The organism is Prochlorococcus marinus XMU1405 (genome assembly GCF_017696275.1).
Classification (GTDB): Bacteria; Cyanobacteriota; Cyanobacteriia; order PCC-6307; family Cyanobiaceae; genus Prochlorococcus_A; species Prochlorococcus_A marinus_AB.
The window spans coordinates 372,943-392,762 of sequence record NZ_JAAORF010000002.1 but is presented as its reverse complement, the minus strand read 5'-3'; the positions used below and the strand labels follow the sequence as shown (position 1 = coordinate 392,762).

General features: G+C 31.8%; 18 protein-coding genes. 9 read left to right on the top strand and 9 right to left on the bottom strand.

The window, feature by feature from the left end:
* Positions 1-100 precede the first annotated feature (100 nt).
* Positions 101-700 carry a recombination mediator RecR gene (gene recR, locus HA148_RS05775; RefSeq protein WP_075438856.1) on the top strand — a complete coding sequence of 200 codons (600 nt, stop codon included), beginning with the start codon at positions 101-103 and terminating at the stop codon, positions 698-700.
* Positions 701-703: 3 nt separating this feature from the next.
* The gene (gene lipA, locus HA148_RS05770; RefSeq protein WP_209131016.1) at positions 704-1,603 is read left to right on the top strand and encodes a lipoyl synthase; all 900 of its coding nucleotides are present in this window, start codon (positions 704-706) and stop codon (positions 1,601-1,603) included.
* On the opposite strand, the gene HA148_RS05765 is transcribed toward lipA, so the two are convergent.
* Genes HA148_RS05765 through lysA form a run of 6 tightly spaced genes read right to left on the bottom strand, consistent with a single transcriptional unit; the run spans position 1,600 to position 7,174 of the window.
* Entirely contained in the window at positions 1,600-2,100 is a 501-nt protein-coding gene (locus HA148_RS05765; RefSeq protein ID WP_209131014.1) for a hypothetical protein, read from the bottom strand. The two genes, lipA and HA148_RS05765, sit on opposite strands and share 4 nt — an antisense overlap.
* Before the next feature lie 11 nt (positions 2,101-2,111).
* Positions 2,112-3,044, bottom strand: coding sequence for a rhodanese-related sulfurtransferase (locus HA148_RS05760; RefSeq protein WP_209131012.1), 933 nt, complete (start codon positions 3,042-3,044; stop codon positions 2,112-2,114).
* On the bottom strand, positions 3,041-4,051 hold the full coding sequence (gene bioB / locus HA148_RS05755) for a biotin synthase BioB (protein ID WP_209131010.1): 1,011 nt from the start codon (positions 4,049-4,051) through the stop codon (positions 3,041-3,043). The genes HA148_RS05760 and bioB overlap by 4 nt, the downstream gene beginning before the upstream one ends.
* A 5-nt stretch (positions 4,052-4,056) precedes the next feature.
* Entirely contained in the window at positions 4,057-4,860 is an 804-nt protein-coding gene (locus HA148_RS05750) for an isoprenyl transferase (RefSeq protein ID WP_209131009.1), read from the bottom strand.
* A gap of 3 nt (positions 4,861-4,863) precedes the next feature.
* Positions 4,864-5,772 (bottom strand): diadenylate cyclase CdaA, encoded by a 909-nt coding sequence (gene cdaA / locus HA148_RS05745; RefSeq protein WP_209131007.1) that lies wholly within the window; start codon positions 5,770-5,772, stop codon positions 4,864-4,866.
* Positions 5,773-5,800: 28 nt separating this feature from the next.
* Positions 5,801-7,174 (bottom strand): diaminopimelate decarboxylase, encoded by a 1,374-nt coding sequence (lysA, locus tag HA148_RS05740; RefSeq protein WP_209131005.1) that lies wholly within the window; start codon positions 7,172-7,174, stop codon positions 5,801-5,803.
* An 87-nt stretch (positions 7,175-7,261) separates the two neighbouring features.
* On the opposite strand from lysA, the gene rimI reads away from it, so the two are divergent.
* From rimI to HA148_RS05720, 4 genes are all read left to right on the top strand, one after another.
* Positions 7,262-7,702 (top strand): ribosomal protein S18-alanine N-acetyltransferase, encoded by a 441-nt coding sequence (gene rimI, locus HA148_RS05735; protein WP_209131002.1) that lies wholly within the window; start codon positions 7,262-7,264, stop codon positions 7,700-7,702.
* A gap of 178 nt (positions 7,703-7,880) precedes the next feature.
* The gene (locus tag HA148_RS05730) at positions 7,881-10,409 is read left to right on the top strand and encodes an ATP-dependent Clp protease ATP-binding subunit (protein ID WP_209131000.1); all 2,529 of its coding nucleotides are present in this window, start codon (positions 7,881-7,883) and stop codon (positions 10,407-10,409) included.
* A 14-nt stretch (positions 10,410-10,423) separates the two neighbouring features.
* Positions 10,424-11,515, top strand: a complete 1,092-nt coding sequence (locus HA148_RS05725; protein WP_209130998.1) for an iron-containing alcohol dehydrogenase — start codon at positions 10,424-10,426, stop codon at positions 11,513-11,515.
* A gap of 7 nt (positions 11,516-11,522) precedes the next feature.
* Entirely contained in the window at positions 11,523-12,422 is a 900-nt protein-coding gene (locus HA148_RS05720; RefSeq protein WP_209130996.1) for an alpha/beta fold hydrolase, read from the top strand.
* A gap of 14 nt (positions 12,423-12,436) precedes the next feature.
* On the opposite strand, the gene HA148_RS05715 is transcribed toward HA148_RS05720, so the two are convergent.
* Together HA148_RS05715 and HA148_RS05710 are read right to left on the bottom strand one after the other, a co-directional pair.
* Entirely contained in the window at positions 12,437-13,294 is an 858-nt protein-coding gene (locus HA148_RS05715; protein WP_209130994.1) for a phosphatidate cytidylyltransferase, read from the bottom strand.
* A gap of 9 nt (positions 13,295-13,303) precedes the next feature.
* Positions 13,304-14,701: an aminotransferase class I/II-fold pyridoxal phosphate-dependent enzyme gene (locus HA148_RS05710; RefSeq protein WP_209130992.1), complete on the bottom strand. Its 1,398-nt coding sequence runs from the start codon at positions 14,699-14,701 to the stop codon at positions 13,304-13,306.
* Positions 14,702-14,765: 64 nt separating this feature from the next.
* Between HA148_RS05710 and HA148_RS05705 the strand changes: the two genes are divergently transcribed.
* Both HA148_RS05705 and HA148_RS05700 read left to right on the top strand, forming a co-directional pair.
* Positions 14,766-16,424 (top strand): ABC1 kinase family protein, encoded by a 1,659-nt coding sequence (locus HA148_RS05705; protein WP_209130990.1) that lies wholly within the window; start codon positions 14,766-14,768, stop codon positions 16,422-16,424.
* 114 nt (positions 16,425-16,538) lie between these two features.
* Positions 16,539-17,033 carry a helix-turn-helix domain-containing protein gene (locus HA148_RS05700; RefSeq protein ID WP_209130988.1) on the top strand — a complete coding sequence of 165 codons (495 nt, stop codon included), beginning with the start codon at positions 16,539-16,541 and terminating at the stop codon, positions 17,031-17,033.
* Between the two features lie 14 nt (positions 17,034-17,047).
* Here the strand turns inward: HA148_RS05700 and malQ are convergent, their stop codons facing one another.
* The gene (malQ, locus tag HA148_RS05695) at positions 17,048-18,568 is read right to left on the bottom strand and encodes a 4-alpha-glucanotransferase (RefSeq protein ID WP_209130985.1); all 1,521 of its coding nucleotides are present in this window, start codon (positions 18,566-18,568) and stop codon (positions 17,048-17,050) included.
* 251 nt (positions 18,569-18,819) lie between these two features.
* Between malQ and HA148_RS05690 the strand changes: the two genes are divergently transcribed.
* Positions 18,820-19,815, top strand: a complete 996-nt coding sequence (locus HA148_RS05690) for a ribose-phosphate pyrophosphokinase (RefSeq protein ID WP_209130983.1) — start codon at positions 18,820-18,822, stop codon at positions 19,813-19,815.
* Positions 19,816-19,820 lie beyond the last annotated feature (5 nt).

Below are 19,820 nucleotides of genomic sequence, written 5' to 3'. Positions count from 1 at the left end.
GTTTGAAATTACTAACTAAAAACATAATAAGACATTAAAAGCAAACAATTATGGCAATTCAGAATTTTGCGTCTAAATTATTCCTAGAAATAGTTTAATTTTGATTACTTATACCAAACCGCTTTCAAAATTAATTGGTCATTTTGAGAAATTTCCAGGGATTGGTCCAAGAACAGCGCAACGATTAGCCCTGTTTATTTTAAAACAACCTGAAAGTACAATAAGAGATTTTTCAAAGGCTCTTTTAGAAGCACATAGTAATGTTGGTCGGTGCAAAAAATGTTTCAATTTGACGTCAGAAGATGAATGTGAAATTTGTAAAAATAATGAAAGAAATCAAAAACTAATCTGTGTAGTAGCAGAAACTAAAGATTTGCTAGCTTTGGAGCGCGCCAGAGAATTTAAAGGTGTTTACCATGTTATTGGTGGTTTAATATCCCCAATGGATTCTGTTGGCCCCGAACTCTTAGAAATAAGAAGCTTGGTAGAAAGAGTTAGTAAGTCTGAAATAGATGAGATCATATTGGCATTGACCCCCAGTGTTGAGGGAGATACAACAAGTCTTTATATTGGAAAATTGTTAGCCCCTTTTACTAAAGTTACGAGGATTGCATATGGCCTTCCAATGGGCAGTGAACTTGAATATGTGGATGAAGTTACACTTGCAAGGGCGTTAGAAGGGAGAACAAAACTAAATTAGACAATGAGAGATAATAATCTAATCAAGAAAGAAAAAATCTTAAGACTTCCCTCTTGGATTAAATTTCCTATTAGTAAAGTTTCAGAATTCGAAAAAATACAAACACTCATCAAAAAATCAAATATTCATACTATTTGTGAAGAAGCAAGATGTCCAAATAGAGCAGAATGTTATGCCTCAGGAACTGCCACTTTTTTACTAGGGGGATCGATTTGTTCTCGTTCATGTGCTTTTTGTCAGGTAAATAAAGGTAGACCTAGTTCTATCAATATTGATGAATGTACTCAAGTCGCTGAAGCCGTGAAAGTACTAAATTTGAAATATGTTGTTTTGACATCTGTAGCTAGAGACGATCTCCCAGATCATGGTGCAAACTTATTTATGTCTACAATTGATGAAATTAGAAAAATTGATTCAACAATTAAGATAGAGGTTTTAACTCCTGATTTATGGGGTGGGGGCAAAAATATAGGTGAAACTAATAACCTTCAGACTGAGAGATTGAAGATGATTTTAGAAAAAAATCCAATATGCTTTAATCATAATCTTGAAACTGTTGAAAGACTCCAAAAAGAAGTTAGGAGGGGTGCAAATTACAAAAAATCCCTTAGATTACTAAAAAAGTCAAAAGATATTGCTCCTCATATTCAAACTAAATCAGGCATTATGTTAGGTCTTGGGGAAACATTGGATGAAATAAAAAATACAATTTATGATCTAAAAAAAATAGATTGTGATCAAATTACAATTGGCCAATATTTAAGGCCCTCATTCAATCATTTGGTAGTTAAGAAATATTGGGATCCATCAGAGTTTGAATATTTATATCGCTTCTCTAAGGAATTAGGATTTAAAAAAGTATCTTCTGGCCCTTTAGTTAGAAGTAGTTATCATGCGGGTTAATTTTCTTCAATTAAAGAGAGTTTCTTTTCAAGTTTTTCCAATATGGAGATACATTCCCCGTTCATGAGTGTACCTGCACCTCCCCAAATCAATCTTATTAAAAGATCTAATGGGCTAGAACCAACTTCTTTTACAATTTTGAATCCTATTAATTTAAAATATCTTACAAGTTTCTTACTATATCCTTCACTATCAAAAATAGCTAAAAGTCTTACTTTGTTGCTTGATTTTTTTTCAATTGCCCAGGCCATAGTTGTTGCCCATATTAATTCCGAAACAAAAGCAGGTGCTTTACTAAGGATTCTTAATGTATCAAGCTGGATACCTTGTTTATTTAAATAAGTCCAACCTTTCATTTCGGCCCAAATCTTTATTATGTTATCTTTTTGTTCTGCTATAACAATTCTAAAGAAACATAATCCGAGAGTTTCTCTAACTTGAATTTTAATTAATAATCCAATGGCACCTGCTAATTTTTCTAATTCTTCGACTTTCATGATTTTGAAAATTAGTCCTTATAAATTTTATGATTTTCCTCGTTTAATCTATCGATTTGTTTTTGTCTTTCTTCAAACCTTTTTCTATCATCATTGCTGAATTGGTCTATGCAGAAATGACATTGGATACCCTTTCTATATTCTTTTCTTTCTTGATCTTGAATTGAAACTGGCATTCCACATGCATGACAAATTGAGTAGGATCCTTTTTCTAATTCTTGATCTAAAGCAACTCTTTTATCAAAAACATAACATTCACCTTCAAATAAGTTTTTGTCTCTTGGTATATCATCAAGGTATTGAAGGATGCCACCTTGTAGGTGATAAATATTTTTATAACCTTTCTTTTTCAGCAAACTTGTAGCTTTTTCACATCTTATTCCTCCGGTACAAAACATCGCTATATTTGTAGACTCTTTATCTTCTAAATGGGTATCTAAATGATCATCTACCCATTTGGGGAATTCGCTAAAGTTTTTTGTATTTGGGTTTATTGAATTCTGAAAAGTTCCAATAGAAACCTCATAATGATTTCTAGTATCAATGACTATTGTATTTTGATTTTTGACTAACTTATTCCAATTCACTGAGTCAACATAAGTCCCATTATCTTGCGCAGGCTTTATTCCATGGACACCCATGGTAACTATTTCTTTCTTAATTTTTATTTTTAATTTTTTGAAGACTTTCTTTTTTGAAAAGTTTACTTTTATATTCAAATTTCTATTATCCGTATATTTATCAAGTAAGTTGATAACAAAATCAGTTACATTTTTCTCAGCACAAATAGTTCCATTAATACCTTCACTCGCAAAAATTAATAAACCTGAAATATCGTTTTCATTTTCAATTTCTAATAATTTATTTTTCAGATCAAGAATTAAGTTTTCTTGAAATGGGAAAAAGGAATAAAGAGAAACTATTTTATAATTTTTGCCTTTCATAAAGAAGATAATGTTTTTTCACAAGTTTCAAAATCTTTATTAAATGATACTCCTACCTCATTAAGAAGTTTTCTGTCTGATTGAAAAGATGGATTTGAAGTTGTGAGTAACTCATCTCCGTAAAAGATTGAATTTGCACCACATTGAAAACATAATATTTGGGCTTCTTTTGATAGCTTTTCTCGACCTGCACTTAATCTTATTTTACTTTTAGGCATGAGAATTCTTGCTGTAGCTATCATCCTTATCATCTCAATTGAATCAATTTCTTGATTATCTTCTAAACCAGTACCTTCAATAGCTACTAATGAATTTATAGGAACACTTTCAGGGTGCGGATTCATGTTTGAAAGTACTTCCAAAAGAGATGCTCTATCGCCATTAGTTTCACCTAAACCTATTATTCCTCCACAACAAACATTTATTCCTGCATTTCTTACTCTATTGATAGTATCTAATCTGTCTTGATAAGTTCTAGTCGTAATTATATTTTTATAATACTCAGGACTAGTATCAAGATTGTGGTTATACGCGGTCAAACCTGCATCAGCTAGTCTGGAAGCTTGTTGTTCTGTAAGCATCCCAGCTGTAACACAAGCTTCCATTCCTAAATTTCTTACACCGCTAACCATCTCTAACATTGCATTAAAAGATTTTCCATCTCTAATTTCTCTCCACGCCCAACCCATACAAAACCTATCTGCACCTTCATTTTTTGCTATTTGAGCTCTTTTTAAAACCTCTTCAACCTCAAATTGCGGATGACTTTTGATTTCGCTAGCACTATAAATTGATTGGCTACAATACGAACAATTTTCCTCGCATCCACCAGTTTTTACGCTGAACAATGATGCTAATTGAATATTGTATTTGTTAAATTTTCTGTGAATGATTTGGGATTCCCACATTAAATCAATCAGAGGCTTATTGAGTATTTCCAATATTTCTTGTCTTTCCCAATCAAACCTAATTTCGTTATCTAACTGATGATTATTTGAATTTGTCATTTTTGTTAGGAAGAACATTGAGAATCTTTAAAAGATTCATTTGGTAATGATTCTATACCTCCGAAACGTCTATGCCTTGATTGGTAATCAATTATTGCTTTGAGAAATTCATACTCATTGAACTCAGGCCAAAGTACGTCAGATATATAAATTTCTGAATAAGCTAATTGCCATAATAGAAAATTACTTATCCTTTTTTCGCCACTAGTTCTTATTAGTAATTCTGGATCCTTAATCCCTCCAGTTAATAGCTCTGAATTAAATAATTCTTCGTCAATTTCACTTGGGTTTATTTCTCCAGAAGAAGATTTTAAGGCTAATTCTTTTGCAACTTTTACTATTTCTTGCCTACCTCCATAATTCACACAAACATTGAATAAAAATTTATTGTTGTGTTTAGTTAGAGACTCTGAACTAGAGATTATTTCTTTTAAATTTTTTGGAAAAGGAGTTAAATCTCCTATGAATTTTATTTTTGTTGATTCTTCATGTATTTCTTTAATTTCGTTTTTTAAAACTTCGCTAAAAAGATTTATGAGAAAATCAACTTCTTTTGTTGGTCTTGTCCAATTCTCAGTTGAAAAAGCATAAACAGTAATTACTTTACAACCTAAATTTTTTGCAGCTTTGAGAATTTTTTTTAATACACTAACGCCCTGTTTATGCCCAAAGGATCGAGGCAAGCCTTTCCTAGTTGCCCATCTCCCATTTCCGTCCATAATTATTGCTACATGTTTGGGTACTTTTTGCTTATCTATTTTCATTGATAAGTCATTAATTTTATCGTCTATTAATTTTCCTAATCTCATTTTCTAGTCCCTTTTAGTGGTAATGATTTCTGATTCTTTGGACTCATCTTCATTAATACCACCAACAATATTATCACTTGCATTTGTCTTTTGGGATAAAGAATTTTTACTTAGAGCTGGTTTATTCGTTCCCATAGAGTTTTGATTCCCTATTAAATCCACAAGTAGTTCTTGTAACCTACTACTGGTAATTGGCCTTTCAAGTTTCCCCTGATTTGCTAATGATAACGTACCTGTCTCTTCAGAAACAACAATACAAATACATCTATCAAATCTTTCTGTAATTCCCAATGCAGCCAAGTGTCTTGTGCCGTATCTGCTAATTCCTTGCCTAGAGAGTGGAAGTATTACTCCTGCAGATATTATTTTGTTACCCTTCACAAGAACTGCTCCATCATGCAGAGGTGTATCTGTTGCAAAAAGATTTATTAAAAGGTCTGTTGACAATTGTGCCTCAATTTTTGTCCCTGAATATAAAAAATCTTCAGGTCTTAAATCACTCCCCAAATCCACAACGATTAAAGCACCCCTTCTATTCTGAGAGAGTTTACCTGCAGTATCGACTAACTGAGTAATAGTAGTGGATTTTGCTCTGAATTCCTTTGGTGGATTTCCTAGTAATACAGCTAACCTACCAGTACCTAACAATTCCATTAACCTTCTCAGCTCTCCTTGCCAAAGTATTGCTAAAGAGAGAGAGCATGCGAGGACTACAGCATCAATTAATTTTGATGTTAAAGGAAGATATGCATATCTTTGAATGAACCAAGCTGATGAAACTAAAAACAAATATCCCCTTAAAAGCCACAATGTTCTCTGTTCTTTAACTCTAGAAAATAATAAAAGTCCAAAACCTACAGCGAATAAGACATCTAATAAAAGCTTTAAATTTATAATCCCCCAGAAATTCACATTAAAAATAAAATTAATCTAAATGTACCTAATTTTGTTTAAGAAAGCGATCAGGTAAGACGTCGTATTTTAAAAGATCCAATGGGCTTTCTCTTTTTTGAATAATTTCTGCTTCACCATCAGAAACTAAGAGGGCAGCAGGTCTTGGAATTCTGTTGTAATTAGAACTCATTGAGTTATTGTAAGCACCAGTACCAAAAACACATATAAGATCTCCCGTTTTGCAATTAGCTAGTTCTATCTCTTTAAACAATACATCTCCTGATTCGCAGTGCTTACCAGCAATAGTATATTTATTTTTAGAATTAATATTAAAGGGGTTACTTACCAAACATGCGGAATAATTTGATTGATATGTTATTGGTCTTGGATTATCACTCATTCCACCATCAACAGATAAATATGTTCTGATCCCTGGTATTTCTTTAAACGCCCCAATTTTGTAAATTGTTATTCCTGCTGTAGATACAATGGATCTTCCTGGCTCACACATCAAAGTAGGTAAATTTAAATTATGTTTTTTACAAGCTTGAACAACAGATGTGGAAATTGTTTTTACCCATTCATCTATTGAAGGGGGATCGTCATCTTCTGTATATTTAATACCTAAACCTCCACCCATATTCAATTTTTGTATATCATGGCCAAATTTTTTGGCTTGTAAAATGACATTCACCATTATTTTGCCTAGATCATTATGTGGGTCTAGTTCAAAAATCTGGGACCCAATGTGTGCATGTAATCCCTTTAAGTTAAGATGTTTAGTCTTGCTGACTTTGTCAAATAAATGATTTAAATATTCAATACCGAAACCAAATTTGCTATCAAATGATCCAGTTCTAATGTATTCATGAGTATGGCATTCGATTCCAGGAGTAAATCGAATCATTATTTCCAAATCACAATTTAATGAATTTGAAGTTTCTTCTAACCTTTGTAAGTCATAATCATTATCTACAATTACTTGTATGTTATTTCTAATTGCAAACTCTATTTCTTGATCTGATTTATTATTACCGTGAAAGACGATTTTTTCATTTGGGACTCCACCTTTAAGAGCAGTTAATAGTTCTCCCTCTGAAACCGCATCAAGTCCAAAACCCTCTGATGAAACTAGGTTACTCATGAATAAAGAACTATTTGCTTTAGAAGCATATATTGGAAGAGATCCTCCAGGGTAATATTTTTCTAGTGCTTTTTTATATGCTCTACAAGAGTTTCTTAGAGTGATTTCATCCAAAATATAAAGTGGAGAATCATATTTCTTAACTAATTCTTCAATAGAGCACCCACCAATTGATAATTTTCCATCACTTCCTATAGATGTAGTAATCGGTACTATATTTTTATTTGGGCTGTTGATATCAATCTTTTGTTTTAAAAAGGATTTTTTTTCGTCCATGGGAAAATTCTAAATAGAGTTATTCTTAAATTGTCATATTTTATAATGACTTTAATTTCAGATTTTTGAATATTTATTTATTATAAAATGATATCCATTAAACATATAAAAGAGAAAGATATTGATTTATGTTATGAATTAGATTCAAATACGATCTCTTTGTGGAGCAAAAATCAATGGGCTAAAGAATTTAAAAAAGATGGTGTCAATGTCTTCGGGATATTACTTTCAAATCTTGTAGTAGGAATATGTGTTTTTCATGTAGTTCTTGATGAAGCTCAAATAAATTTTTTTGTGGTAAACCATAAATACAGGAAAAAAGGTTTTGGAACTTACCTTATGAGCTACTTAATAGAAGAATGTGAAAAATTAAATTTAAAAAAATTAATTTTGGAAGTCTCTCATTCTAATTTTTCTGCTGATAAATTTTACAATAGCTTTGATTTTAATACTGTGGGAATACGAAGAGATTATTATAAGGATGGTTCGGATGCTCTCCTCAAAGAAAAAAAACTAAGAACTAAGTAATTTAAAATTTAATTGTTCGGATAACCAGAATGCTTGAAATTACTTGAATTTATTGCTATATCACCAAAAAAGTTAGATTAAATTAAAAAAAATATACTTTTAGGTATTCACAAAAGCTCATTGTGAACACAAAATTGACATATTGCTGGTAGGTTATTAATAGCAAGATAATCTTCTAATGTTTGAAAGATTTACAGAAAAAGCTATAAAAGTCATCATGCTTGCTCAAGAGGAAGCTAGAAGGCTTGGCCATAACTTCGTTGGTACAGAACAAATTTTATTAGGTCTTATTGGAGAAGGTACAGGAGTTGCAGCAAAAGTTCTAAAATCATTAGGTGTCAATTTAAAAGATTCAAGAATTGAAGTAGAAAAGATAATTGGTAGAGGATCAGGTTTTGTAGCTGTAGAAATACCCTTTACCCCTCGAGCAAAAAGGGTTTTAGAATTATCACTGGAAGAAGCGCGCCAATTAGGTCATAACTATATAGGGACTGAACATTTATTACTAGGCTTGATTAGGGAAGGAGAAGGGGTAGCTGCAAGGGTTTTAGAAAATCTTAGTATCGATCTTACAAAAGTAAGAACTCAAGTTATAAGGATGCTAGGTGAAACAGCAGAAGTTGGCAGTGGAGCTAATCCAAGTAAAGGAAATTTAAAAACTGCTACACTAGATGAATTTGGAACAAACCTAACAAAGCTAGCAAGTGAATCAAAACTTGATCCAGTAGTTGGCCGATATGAGGAAATAGATCGCGTTGTTCAAATATTAGGCAGAAGGACCAAAAATAATCCAGTACTTATCGGTGAACCTGGAGTTGGTAAAACCGCTATTGCAGAGGGTTTAGCTCAAAGAATACAGTTGGGTGACATCCCCGACATACTAGAAGATAAAAGAGTTTTAACTCTTGATATAGGACTTTTGGTAGCCGGAACAAAATATAGAGGAGAATTTGAAGAAAGATTAAAGAAGATAATGGAGGAAATTAAATCTGCAGGTAATGTAATACTTGTCATAGATGAAGTGCATACTTTGATTGGTGCTGGAGCAGCTGAAGGTGCTATAGACGCAGCGAATATTCTTAAGCCTGCATTGGCCCGAGGAGAGCTCCAATGCATTGGAGCAACAACTCTAGACGAATATAGAAAACATATTGAAAGAGATGCTGCTTTAGAGAGAAGATTCCAACCTGTCATGGTTGGAGAACCATCAATAGAAGATACAATCGAAATCTTAAAGGGACTTAGAGAACGTTATGAACAACATCATCGCCTTAAAATTACTGATGATGCTTTAGAGGCTGCAGCTCACCTAGGAGATCGCTATATATCTGATAGATTTTTGCCTGATAAAGCTATAGATCTTATCGATGAGGCAGGAAGTAGGGTTCGTTTAATAAACTCTAAACTTCCACCTGAGGCTAAACAAATTGATAAAGAATTAAGACAAATTCAAAAACAAAAGGAAGAATCTGTAAGGGATCAAAACTTTGATCAAGCCGGTCAATTGAGAGAAAAAGAGATTGAGTTGTCTGCAAAAATTAAAGATGTACTCGAGAATAAAAAAGAATCTACAACTGAGGATGAAACAAGTATTGATACAAACTCGGTAAAAAATGATTCAAAACTTTTACAAAATCCTATGGTCTGTGAAGAGGACGTTGCACATATTGTTGCTTCTTGGACAGGTGTTCCTGTTCAAAAATTAACTGAAACAGAATCAGTTAAACTTCTTAACATGGAGGAGACGCTTCACCAAAGACTGATCGGTCAAGATGAAGCTGTAAAAGCCGTTTCTAGAGCAATTAGAAGAGCAAGAGTTGGTTTGAAAAATCCAAATAGGCCAATAGCAAGTTTTATCTTTTCAGGCCCTACTGGCGTAGGTAAAACTGAATTGACTAAATCTTTAGCTTCATATTTCTTTGGTAGCGAAGAAGCAATGATTAGATTAGATATGTCAGAATTTATGGAGAGACATACAGTTAGTAAACTAATTGGCTCGCCACCGGGATATGTAGGTTTTAATGAGGGTGGTCAACTTACTGAGGCAGTCAGAAGAAGACCTTATACAGTTGTTTTGTTTGATGAAGTAGAGAAAGCTCATCCAGATGTTTTCAATTTATTATTACAACTTCTTGAGGACGGCAGACTAACAGATTCCAAAGGTAGAACTGTTGATTTTAAAAATACCTTACTAATAATGACTTCAAATATTGGTTCAAAAGTTATTGAGAAAGGTGGAGGTGGGTTAGGATTTGAGTTCTCTGGTGATTCTGTTGAAGATAGCCAATATAATAGAATCAAATCTCTAGTTAATGAAGAACTTAAGCAATACTTCAGACCTGAATTTTTAAACAGACTTGATGAAATAATTGTATTCAGGCAACTTTCTAAAAATGAAGTTAAAGAAATTGCAGAAATAATGTTGAAAGAGGTTTTTGCAAGATTGGAAGATAAAGGTATTAAATTAAGCGTAACTGATGCATTTAAAGAAAGGCTTGTTGAAGAAGGCTATAACCCTTCTTATGGAGCAAGACCATTAAGAAGAGCTGTTATGCGCTTATTAGAAGATAGTTTGGCAGAGGAAGTCCTTTCGGGGAGAATTAAAGATGGAGATAAGGCGTTAGTTGACATAGATGAAAATAAAAAAGTTAAAATCAATATTTCTTCTGAAGAATCTCAACAGGAGCTAGCAGGGGCTAACTTCTAGTAATTAATTTTAAAATGCAATCAATATCTCCAGAAACTATATTTAGGGGGAAGGATGCATGGGAAAAAGCTTTACCTCAGATTGCTAATTTAACCAAAAGACCTTTAATTTTAGGTAGAAGTCTTTATACCAAAGAGATTAAAAGTAAAATTTTTAGAGATTTAAAAAATCTAGACCTTGATGTTTCTTTAGCTAATTTACAATTTGATTGCTGTTATGAAGATATTTCAACAGTTAAGAATGTCATCTTAAATAATAATAATGATTCTGTTATCGCAGCAGGAGGAGGTAAAGTTCTTGATTCTGGCAAATATATAGCAGAGTGCCTTAATATTCCTTGTATCACAGTTCCACTTAGTGCTGCAACCTGCGCGGGATGGACTGCCTTATCAAATATTTATACGAAAAAAGGTCAATTTATAAAGGATGTTGCACTGAGATCTTGTCCAAAAGTCCTAGTCTACGATCATAAATTTATTCAAACAGCTCCCTCAAGAACACTTGCAAGCGGAATAGCAGATGCTTTAGCAAAATGGTATGAATCTTCAATAACTAGTTCAACTATAGATGATGGTCTTGTTCAACAAGCTATTCAGATTTCAAGAGTTCTAAGAGATCAATTACTAATAGATGGAGAAAAAGCCCTTAAAGACCCATTTGAAAATAATTCCTCTTGGAGAAATATTATAGAAGCATGTGGACTTACAGCAGGATTAGTTGGAGGTATAGGTGGAGAAAAGTGTAGGACAGCCGCAGCACATGCTATTCATAATGCAATTACTCAGATAATTACTCCAAATAAATTCTTACATGGCGAGATTGTTGGAGTTGGATTGTTATTGCAATTAAGACTTGAAGAAATCAAAAATAATAATAAATTAGCTGAACAGTCTATTAAACAATTGTTAGTACTTATGAAAGAATTGAATTTGCCAACCACTATTTCAGAATTAGGAATTAATGTTTTCGAAAATAAAAATTTAGAAAAAATTGCTGATTTCACTTGTAGAGAAAAATCTGAAATTCACTTCTTGCCTTTTGAAATTAGTAAACAAGATATAATTGAAGTTATTACAAATTTTGAAAAACAAAAAATCAAAATATAATTATTTTTTGACTAAATCCAACTTCGAACAATTTAGTGATTTAAATATTGAATTTTTTGAGAGAGCAAAATTGTCTCTTTTGGATCCATTGGCTCTTTATTTAGCAAATGATGTTAAGTGGATCAAACTAAATGATAACTGGAATTCTTTGAAATTCCCTGTAGTTATGGGAGGGAAAGGTCAACCTATAATTCTCCTACATGGCTTTGATAGTAGTTTTTTAGAGTTTAGGAGAATATATCAATCACTAAAAAAAAATTTCCAAGTTATAGTTCCTGATTTACTAGGATTTGGTTTTAGTCCTAGGTGCGCAACAAATGAATACAATCCTTCGAAAATAATTTCATTTTTAATTGATCTCCTTAAGACTTTGCAAATAACAAAAAATATTAAAGTTATTGGGGCCTCTATGGGAGGTTCAGCAGCTTTAAAACTTGCTTTTGAAATTACTGATTCCATTGATAAGATTATCCTTTTATCTCCCGCAGGATTATTTGGAGAACCTAAGAGCATCCCTTTTCCTCTTAACCAAATCGGTTCCTCATTTCTTGGATTGCCGCAGGTTAGAAAAAGTCTTTGCAGGCAAGCATTTGCTTTCCCAGAAGAATGTGTTGGTGAAATGGAAGAGCAAATTGCTTCAATTCATTTAGGTTGCCAAGGATGGAGGAATTCACTTGCATCATTTGCAAAAAGTGGAGGGTTTGCTGGGACAAATAAATATATTCAAAATATCCCAATTAAAGCAATATGTGGAGAGAATGATCGTATTCTGGGAAAAAAAGAGATTAAAAAAATAAGAAAAATTGAAAAATTAAATTATGTAGGGTTGCAAAATTGTGGCCATCTTCCTCATATAGATTTACCATCATTATCGACTAAAATTATTCAAGATTATTTTTTGGAATAAAAAAAATTTAAAAATTAATTTAGATACTTGAGAAGTATAAAAATGTAATACAAGATAGATGGAGTAAAAATATAGCTGTCAATTCTGTCAAGAATTCCTCCATGTCCTGGTAAAAAAGTTCCGGAATCTTTTATTTTTGCATCTCTCTTCATCATTGATTCAATTAAATCTCCAACTAAAGCCATAAGAGAAATTAAAATTCCATATAAAATTCCAACTAATAATGGATTTTCCCAATTCAGTGAAAATGCGAAAAATATTGCTAATAAAACCGAACAGGATATTCCTCCAATTAAACCTTCTATTGTTTTGCTAGGAGATATTGAAGAAAGAGATTTTTTACCAAATGACTTCCCAATGAAATAAGAACCAATATCACTAGCTACAATTAAGAAACAAGAAGTTAAAGTTAAATGAATACCTGTAGTATTTGATAAGTTTTCAAATGAAATCAAACCTTGATTTGAACTTATTATCACTGACTCTAATCCCCTTAACTTAATCCAGTAACTAGGCAAAAAACCTAAATAGAATAATCCAAAAATAGACGCTGCAATATCTGAAATTGTTCCAGGTTTTGGTTGTAGTAGTAACCAAGTGCATATCCCAACTGAACAGATAGGCAAAATTGAATTTGATATCTCTCCCTCAAGTAAACCTATGGCCTCAAGATAAGTAGAAATAATAATAACGAAAGATGAAAATAATGTGGTTTTTGTGGCTGGTTTTATTCCTTTAAATTCAGCCATTCTAAAAAATTCTAATAATGCTAAATAAGTGAGTAAAGCTATTGCTAATGTAAAAAACCATCCCCCCAATAAAACAACAATTAAACCAAATATTCCTATAAGTAATCCGCTTCTAAATCTCATATTGAAGTTCTATTGTTGTATGACTCTTATATTAAAATTTACCAGATCTTTGTTGCACAAACTTTGATTATTTATCCAATTAAATCTATCGATGTCAATTTTTTCTCCAGGAACTACTAGAGGTATCCCAGGAGGATAAGGGCAAATAATATCTCCTGATATTTTATTTAATGATTGAGAGAAAGAGATACTCTTAGTCTCACTTCTCCAAGCAATTCCAATTTCAATTTCAGGTTCTTGAACTAGTTTAAAGGGCGATTGGAGTACTTTTAAACTTTTTAATTTTTTAGAATTTAACAGTAATTTATTCCACAACTTTTCAAATAAATTAAGAAAATCTCTCTGATTAGCAAATCCTAAGCAAAAAGTTAGAGTCATCATTTCTGGTAATTCAGCAATAAGACCATTTTTATAAAAAAATTTATCAGCAGTGAAACCATCAATTCCTACTTTAGAGGTGTTTAATACTATTTTTAAGGGGTCTTGGGTTTCTATAAGAGGAATATTCTTTTGGATTAATTTTTTATAGATACTTTTTGCCTCTAAAATTCTTTTTTGATATTTTGATAAACTTTTTTTATTTAGCCAGTCTTTAATAGACTCTTCACAAGAAGAAAGTAATAAAGAATTTGGACTAGTAGTTTGCAACAAATTAATACTATTGATTAAATTATGCTCATTTACTAGATTCCCTTTGTACCAAAGTGCAGCCGTTTGAGTTAAACCATTTAGCGACTTATGCAAGGAGTGAACGACTAAGTCAGCATTTGATACTAAAGCGGATTTTGGTAGGTTAAGGTTTTCACAAAAAAGGAAATAAGAACCATGAGCTTCATCAACCAAAACAGGTAATTTTTTTTGATGACAAAGATCTATTAAAGGTTCTAAATCTCCTGCATAACCTTGATAAGATGGGCTAGTAAGAATTACCCCTACAATTTTTTTTTCAATAAAATTTATTTTTTTAAATACATCTTCCAACCATATTTTTGTTATTGGTTTGTAATGACCAGTTTCTGATAATAAATCGAGGTCAAAAAATATTGTATTTATGTTCTGCATCGCACAGATTTTTATAACACTTATATGAACATTTCTTGGTATTAGTATCGTTTCACCAGGTTTTGCCATTGAAATTACCGCTGATTGTATTAATCCTGAGGCTCCATTAACTCCAAAAAAGCATCCTTTAGCACCAAATTTCGCAGAGAATTCTTTTTGAGTTTTGGCAATTAATCCGCTTTGGGATAGAGGTGACCCTATCTCTGGTAGTTCCGGCAAGTCCCAATACCCAGGTTGCGTTTTTAATAATTTCACTAATTTCTCGGGTAAAGCTGCCCCTCTGTTATGAGCGGGAAAGAAAAGTGACTTTGAAAACTTTTTAGTTAGAAAAGATGAAATGCTCATAAAGTGTTATTGACATATATAGAATGGACTAGTGGGAATTCTTCTTTGATATTTTTTAAATTAAATGACAAGGTCTTATCCGCAATACTCGGCAAAAGATGACTTAATTTGGTTGATTTTGAGACCATGGATTTTCGTCCCGAGAGTTTTATATATCCTATTAACTTTTATTTTTCTTTTTTTAAGAATACTTTTTCAAGGTAACAGTAAAAATAAAAATATACAAAAAAATCTTTCCAAATATCTTTTTGATGTAATAACAGATTTAGGACCTTGTTTTATAAAATTGGGACAGGCACTTTCAACTAGACCTGATCTAGTTAGACAAGATTGGTTGACAGAACTTACCAACCTACAGGATAATCTACCAGCATTCGATCACAAAATTGCTTTAAAAATTATTGAAGAGGAACTTGGCGGACCACCTAATGAATTATTTGATGAGTTCCCTGATAGTCCTATTGCATCAGCAAGCTTAGGACAAGTCTATAAAGCAAAAACAAAAAATAATACTCATGTAGCGGTAAAAGTACAAAGGCCAAATTTAAACTTTCTTATAAGAAGAGATGTTGTGATATTAAGGTTTTTATCAACTTTGTTGTCACCATTTCTGCCACTAAATATTGGTGTAGGAATTGGAGAAATAATAGATGAATTCGGCAAAGCACTTTTTGATGAAATTGACTACGAGAAAGAGGGTGAAAATGCTTTAAAGTTTGCCAATTTATTCAAAGATAACCCAAATGTTTTTATTCCTAAATTGGAAAAACAGTTCTCATCTAAGAGAATTATTACAACCTCTTGGATTGATGGAGTCAAATTAAGAGATAGGGCTTTATTGGAGGAAAATAACCTGGTACCTTCCTCTTTCATAAAAACTTGTGTAATAAGTGGTCTTCAGCAGTTATTTGAATATGGATATTTTCACGCAGACCCACACCCTGGAAATATGTTTGCTCTTAAAGGAGGAAATGCAGATTATGGAAATTTAGCTTATGTAGATTTCGGAATGATGGATACAATTACAAATTCAGATAGACTAACTCTCATTAAGGCCATTGTTCACATAATAAATGATGAATATTATCTTCTTGCAAAAGATTTTCAGAAATTAGGTTTTTTAACTAAAGAACAAGATCTTCAGAAACTTGTTAAACCATTAAAAGAAGTTTTAGGAGGATCTTTTAGTGCTGAGGTTGGCAATTTTAATCTTAAAAATGTAACTGATAAATTCTCAAAACTAATGTACTCTTATCCATTTAGAGTACCCAGTAGGTTCGCTTTGATAATAAGAGCCGTTGTTAGTCAAGAAGGTTTAGCACTAAGACTAGATCCTGAATTTAAAATTTTAAAAATCGCATATCCTTATATAGCTAAGAAACTACTTACTGATAATTCTGATGAGATTTTAGAAATTCTCTTGGAAGTTGTGTTTGATAATAAAGGTAGAATTCAAATAGAAAAAGTTGAAAGTTTACTAAATATTTTATTTAAAGATTCTGAAAATATTAACTCAGATTTGATACCAGTTGCCAATGCAGGATTAAAATTATTTGTTAGTAAAAAAGGATCAGAAGTTCGGAAGAATCTTCTTTTAAGCCTTATAAAAGATGACAAACTAGAATTAACTGACGCAAAAAAACTTTTAAGTCTAATTAGAGATACATTTAGCCCTTTGAATTTTGCAAAAAGTGCGGTCAATAATATTATTTCTCCAGTTTAGTTTTTATATTTGAACCTAATAAATTTACTTATGATTTTTAAATGATTAAAATTAAATATAGTTCTCATTTTTAAAATTGAGTAGTCAAAAAATTAATAAACTTGGAAATATGTAATGAATATTTTTAAAAATCTTTTTTTGTTTAAAAAAAAATCTTTGATTGATATCGAAGTAAATAATGTATTGGTTGATTATTATGGAGAAATAGCAAAGTTAGTAAAAGAAGCGAGAATCCACAAAAATATAACAATTCAAGAATTGTCTCGTATCTCAAAAATACCTGAACAAACCTTAATTTCTATTGAAAACAATAATAAAAATATTAGACCAAAGTATCCATTTATAAGATCAATATTAATCAAATTAGAGGAATGCTTAGGATTAAAAAAACATACATTAAAAAATTTAGCCATTAGAGAAGGAGAAACTTCTAAGAAAGAGAAAAAAGATTTTATTGTCAATAAATTTGATCTTATAAATACTTGGCAGGGAATCCTTTTTTATTTTTTTATATTATTCCTTACTGTTTTTATATTAAAGAGATACTTTATTCTAAATGTAAATGTTATTGAGATTCAAAATATTGAAAACAAAATCATTGATAAATAAACTTCAATAAGTCTCTATTTCCTAGTTCTCCCAAAATTATTTCCTAGCTCACTAAATCTCCTTATATTGTCCTCTACTTCTCCTAAAGATCGATTTAACTTCCATTTCCAGTTGTTTTTTGTCGTGCCAGGTATATTTAATCTGCTTGAGTCATCTAGAGATAAAATATCTTGGATTGGAGCAATAAAGAGATTTGCATTTGTATCCATGCCTATTTTTATTAAACTCCAAGAAGGATTATCAGATAATTTAAATTGATCTTTGATTAGTTCTTTGGAGTTATTTTCTAAACATTCCCACCATGAGACGGAAGTAGAGTTGTCATGAGTACCTGTATAAACTACCCAATTTTCACCTTCAATATTTTTGGGTAAATATGGGTTATCTTCGTTCCCATCAAATGCGAACTGTAATATTTTCATTCCAGGAAGTTTAAAATTTTTCCTTAATTTTTCTACATCGGGTGTTATTACTCCTAGATCCTCAGCGATTATTGGTAGTAAGTCAGTCCCTAAGTCAATTTTTAGTTTATTTAATAGTGTTCTTCCTGGAGAATTTATCCATTTACCAGAAATTGCTGTTTTGGCATTTCCATTAACCCTCCAATAACCAGCCAAACCCCTGAAATGATCTAATCTCATCAAGTCCATAAGTTCAAATTGCCTTTTAAATCTTTTTCTCCACCAATTGAAATTAGTACTCTTATGTTTTGACCAAAAGTAAGTTGGAGTTCCCCATAATTGTCCTGTTGATGAAAAATAATCAGGAGGCACACCACTTTGAAAGATTAAATCTCCATTTTTAAAAATCGAAAATAGTGATTTATTACTCCATACATCAGCGCTGTCCCTAGAAACATAAAAGGGCAGATCTCCAATTAACTTGACACTATATGACTTTGCAAATTTTTTTATAGCAGTCCATTGTTCATCTAAATGCCACTGTATTAATTTTTTAATGAGTATCTTTTCACTCTTTGTATCAGTCCATGTTTTTAAAAATTCGTTATTTTTTATCTTAAATTCTTTAGGCCATTGCCACCAAGGCAACATATTAAATTCCTCCCTGATAACATCAAATGTTGCATAATCTTCAACCCAAGAATTCTTTCTAATCCACTCATTAAAATTAAGTTTTCTCTCTTTAGATTGGGAACTCCAACCTTGCAAAAGGAGGTGACCTAATTTTTTTGTTAAATTATTCGCATCATCAAAATCAAAATGAGTATTCTGGTTATTTGTGGGACCTAATTCTTCTAAATTAGAAATGAAGATAAAACCTTCTTCTATTAAATAATCTACATCAAGAAACCATGGATTCAGAGCAAAGCTAGACGGTGAGCTATAGGGAGACCCAGTAGAATCAGTTGGTGTAAGAGGTAAAAATTGCCAGTATTCGATACCATGGCAATGAAGCTTCTTTATCCAATCTTTAGCTCCTCTACCAAAAGTTCCACATACTTTTCCTCCTGGTAAACATGAAGGATGCATAAGTATTCCTAATGATTTTTTTTTAAGAACTGTTTTCATAGACATTTTCTAATTATATTTTGATTATTTACTTTTAAATATTTATTAATCCTCTAAGCTCAACGATAAACAAATTCTTTTTTATTGACAAATACTATGCTGATTTTTTTAGAAATAATAGAAAATTTCTGATTTTTAATCCAATTATGTTTACATTTTGCTTAAGAGATATGACTTTTGAAAAGATCTATAGATTATCTTTTGCGAAATTCACATAAGCGACTACGATATAAATATAGTGTTATGTTGCTAATTTCGTGACAAGTTTTATCACGGCAGTGCAGAATAAAGAATCTAATTTTAATCTAACTAATAGTAGATTAAGGCTAGTAAGTGGAACTACAAATCCCAAATTAGCTGAAGAAATTGCATCATACTTAGGGATTCAAAATGTACCTTTAATATCTAAAAGATTTGCTGATGGAGAACTTTATGTGCAAATTCAACAATCTATTAGAGGTTGCGATGTGTTCCTGATTCAGCCTACATGTGCTCCTGTAAATGATAGTTTAATGGAACTTATGATAATGGTTGATGCCTGCAAGAGGGCGTCTGCAAGACAAATAACCGCCGTAATCCCTTATTTTGGATATGCAAGGGCAGATAGAAAGACTTCTGGAAGAGAATCTATAACAGCAAAACTCACTGCTAATTTGCTTGAGAAATCAGGAGTGGATAGAGTTCTTGCTATGGACTTACATTCTGCTCAAATACAAGGTTATTTTGATATTCCTTGCGATCATATTTACGGTTCACCAGTATTAATTGATTATTTAGAATCTTTAAATTTAGAGGAAATTGTAGTTGTCTCTCCTGATGTAGGTGGGGTCGCTAGAGCGAGAGCATTCGCAAAATTAATGAATGATGCCCCCTTAGCAATTATTGATAAAAGGAGATCAGCTCATAATATCGCTGAGAGTCTAACAGTTATTGGTGAAGTTAAAGGCAAAACAGCTATTCTTATAGACGACATGATTGATACGGGAGGAACAATTTGTTCTGGAGCTAATTTATTAAAAAAAGAAGGAGCTAAAAGAATATTTGCATGTGCCTCGCATGCTGTATTTTCTCCACCCTCCTGTGAAAGATTAAGTGCTAAAGATTTATTCGAACAAGTTATAGTAACTAACAGCATACCAGTTCTTGTTAAAGATAATTTCCCACAGTTAAAAGTGCTTTCTGTAGCAAATATGCTAGGAGAAGCTATTTGGAGAATTCATGAAGAAAGTTCCGTTAGTTCAATGTTCAGATAATCAAA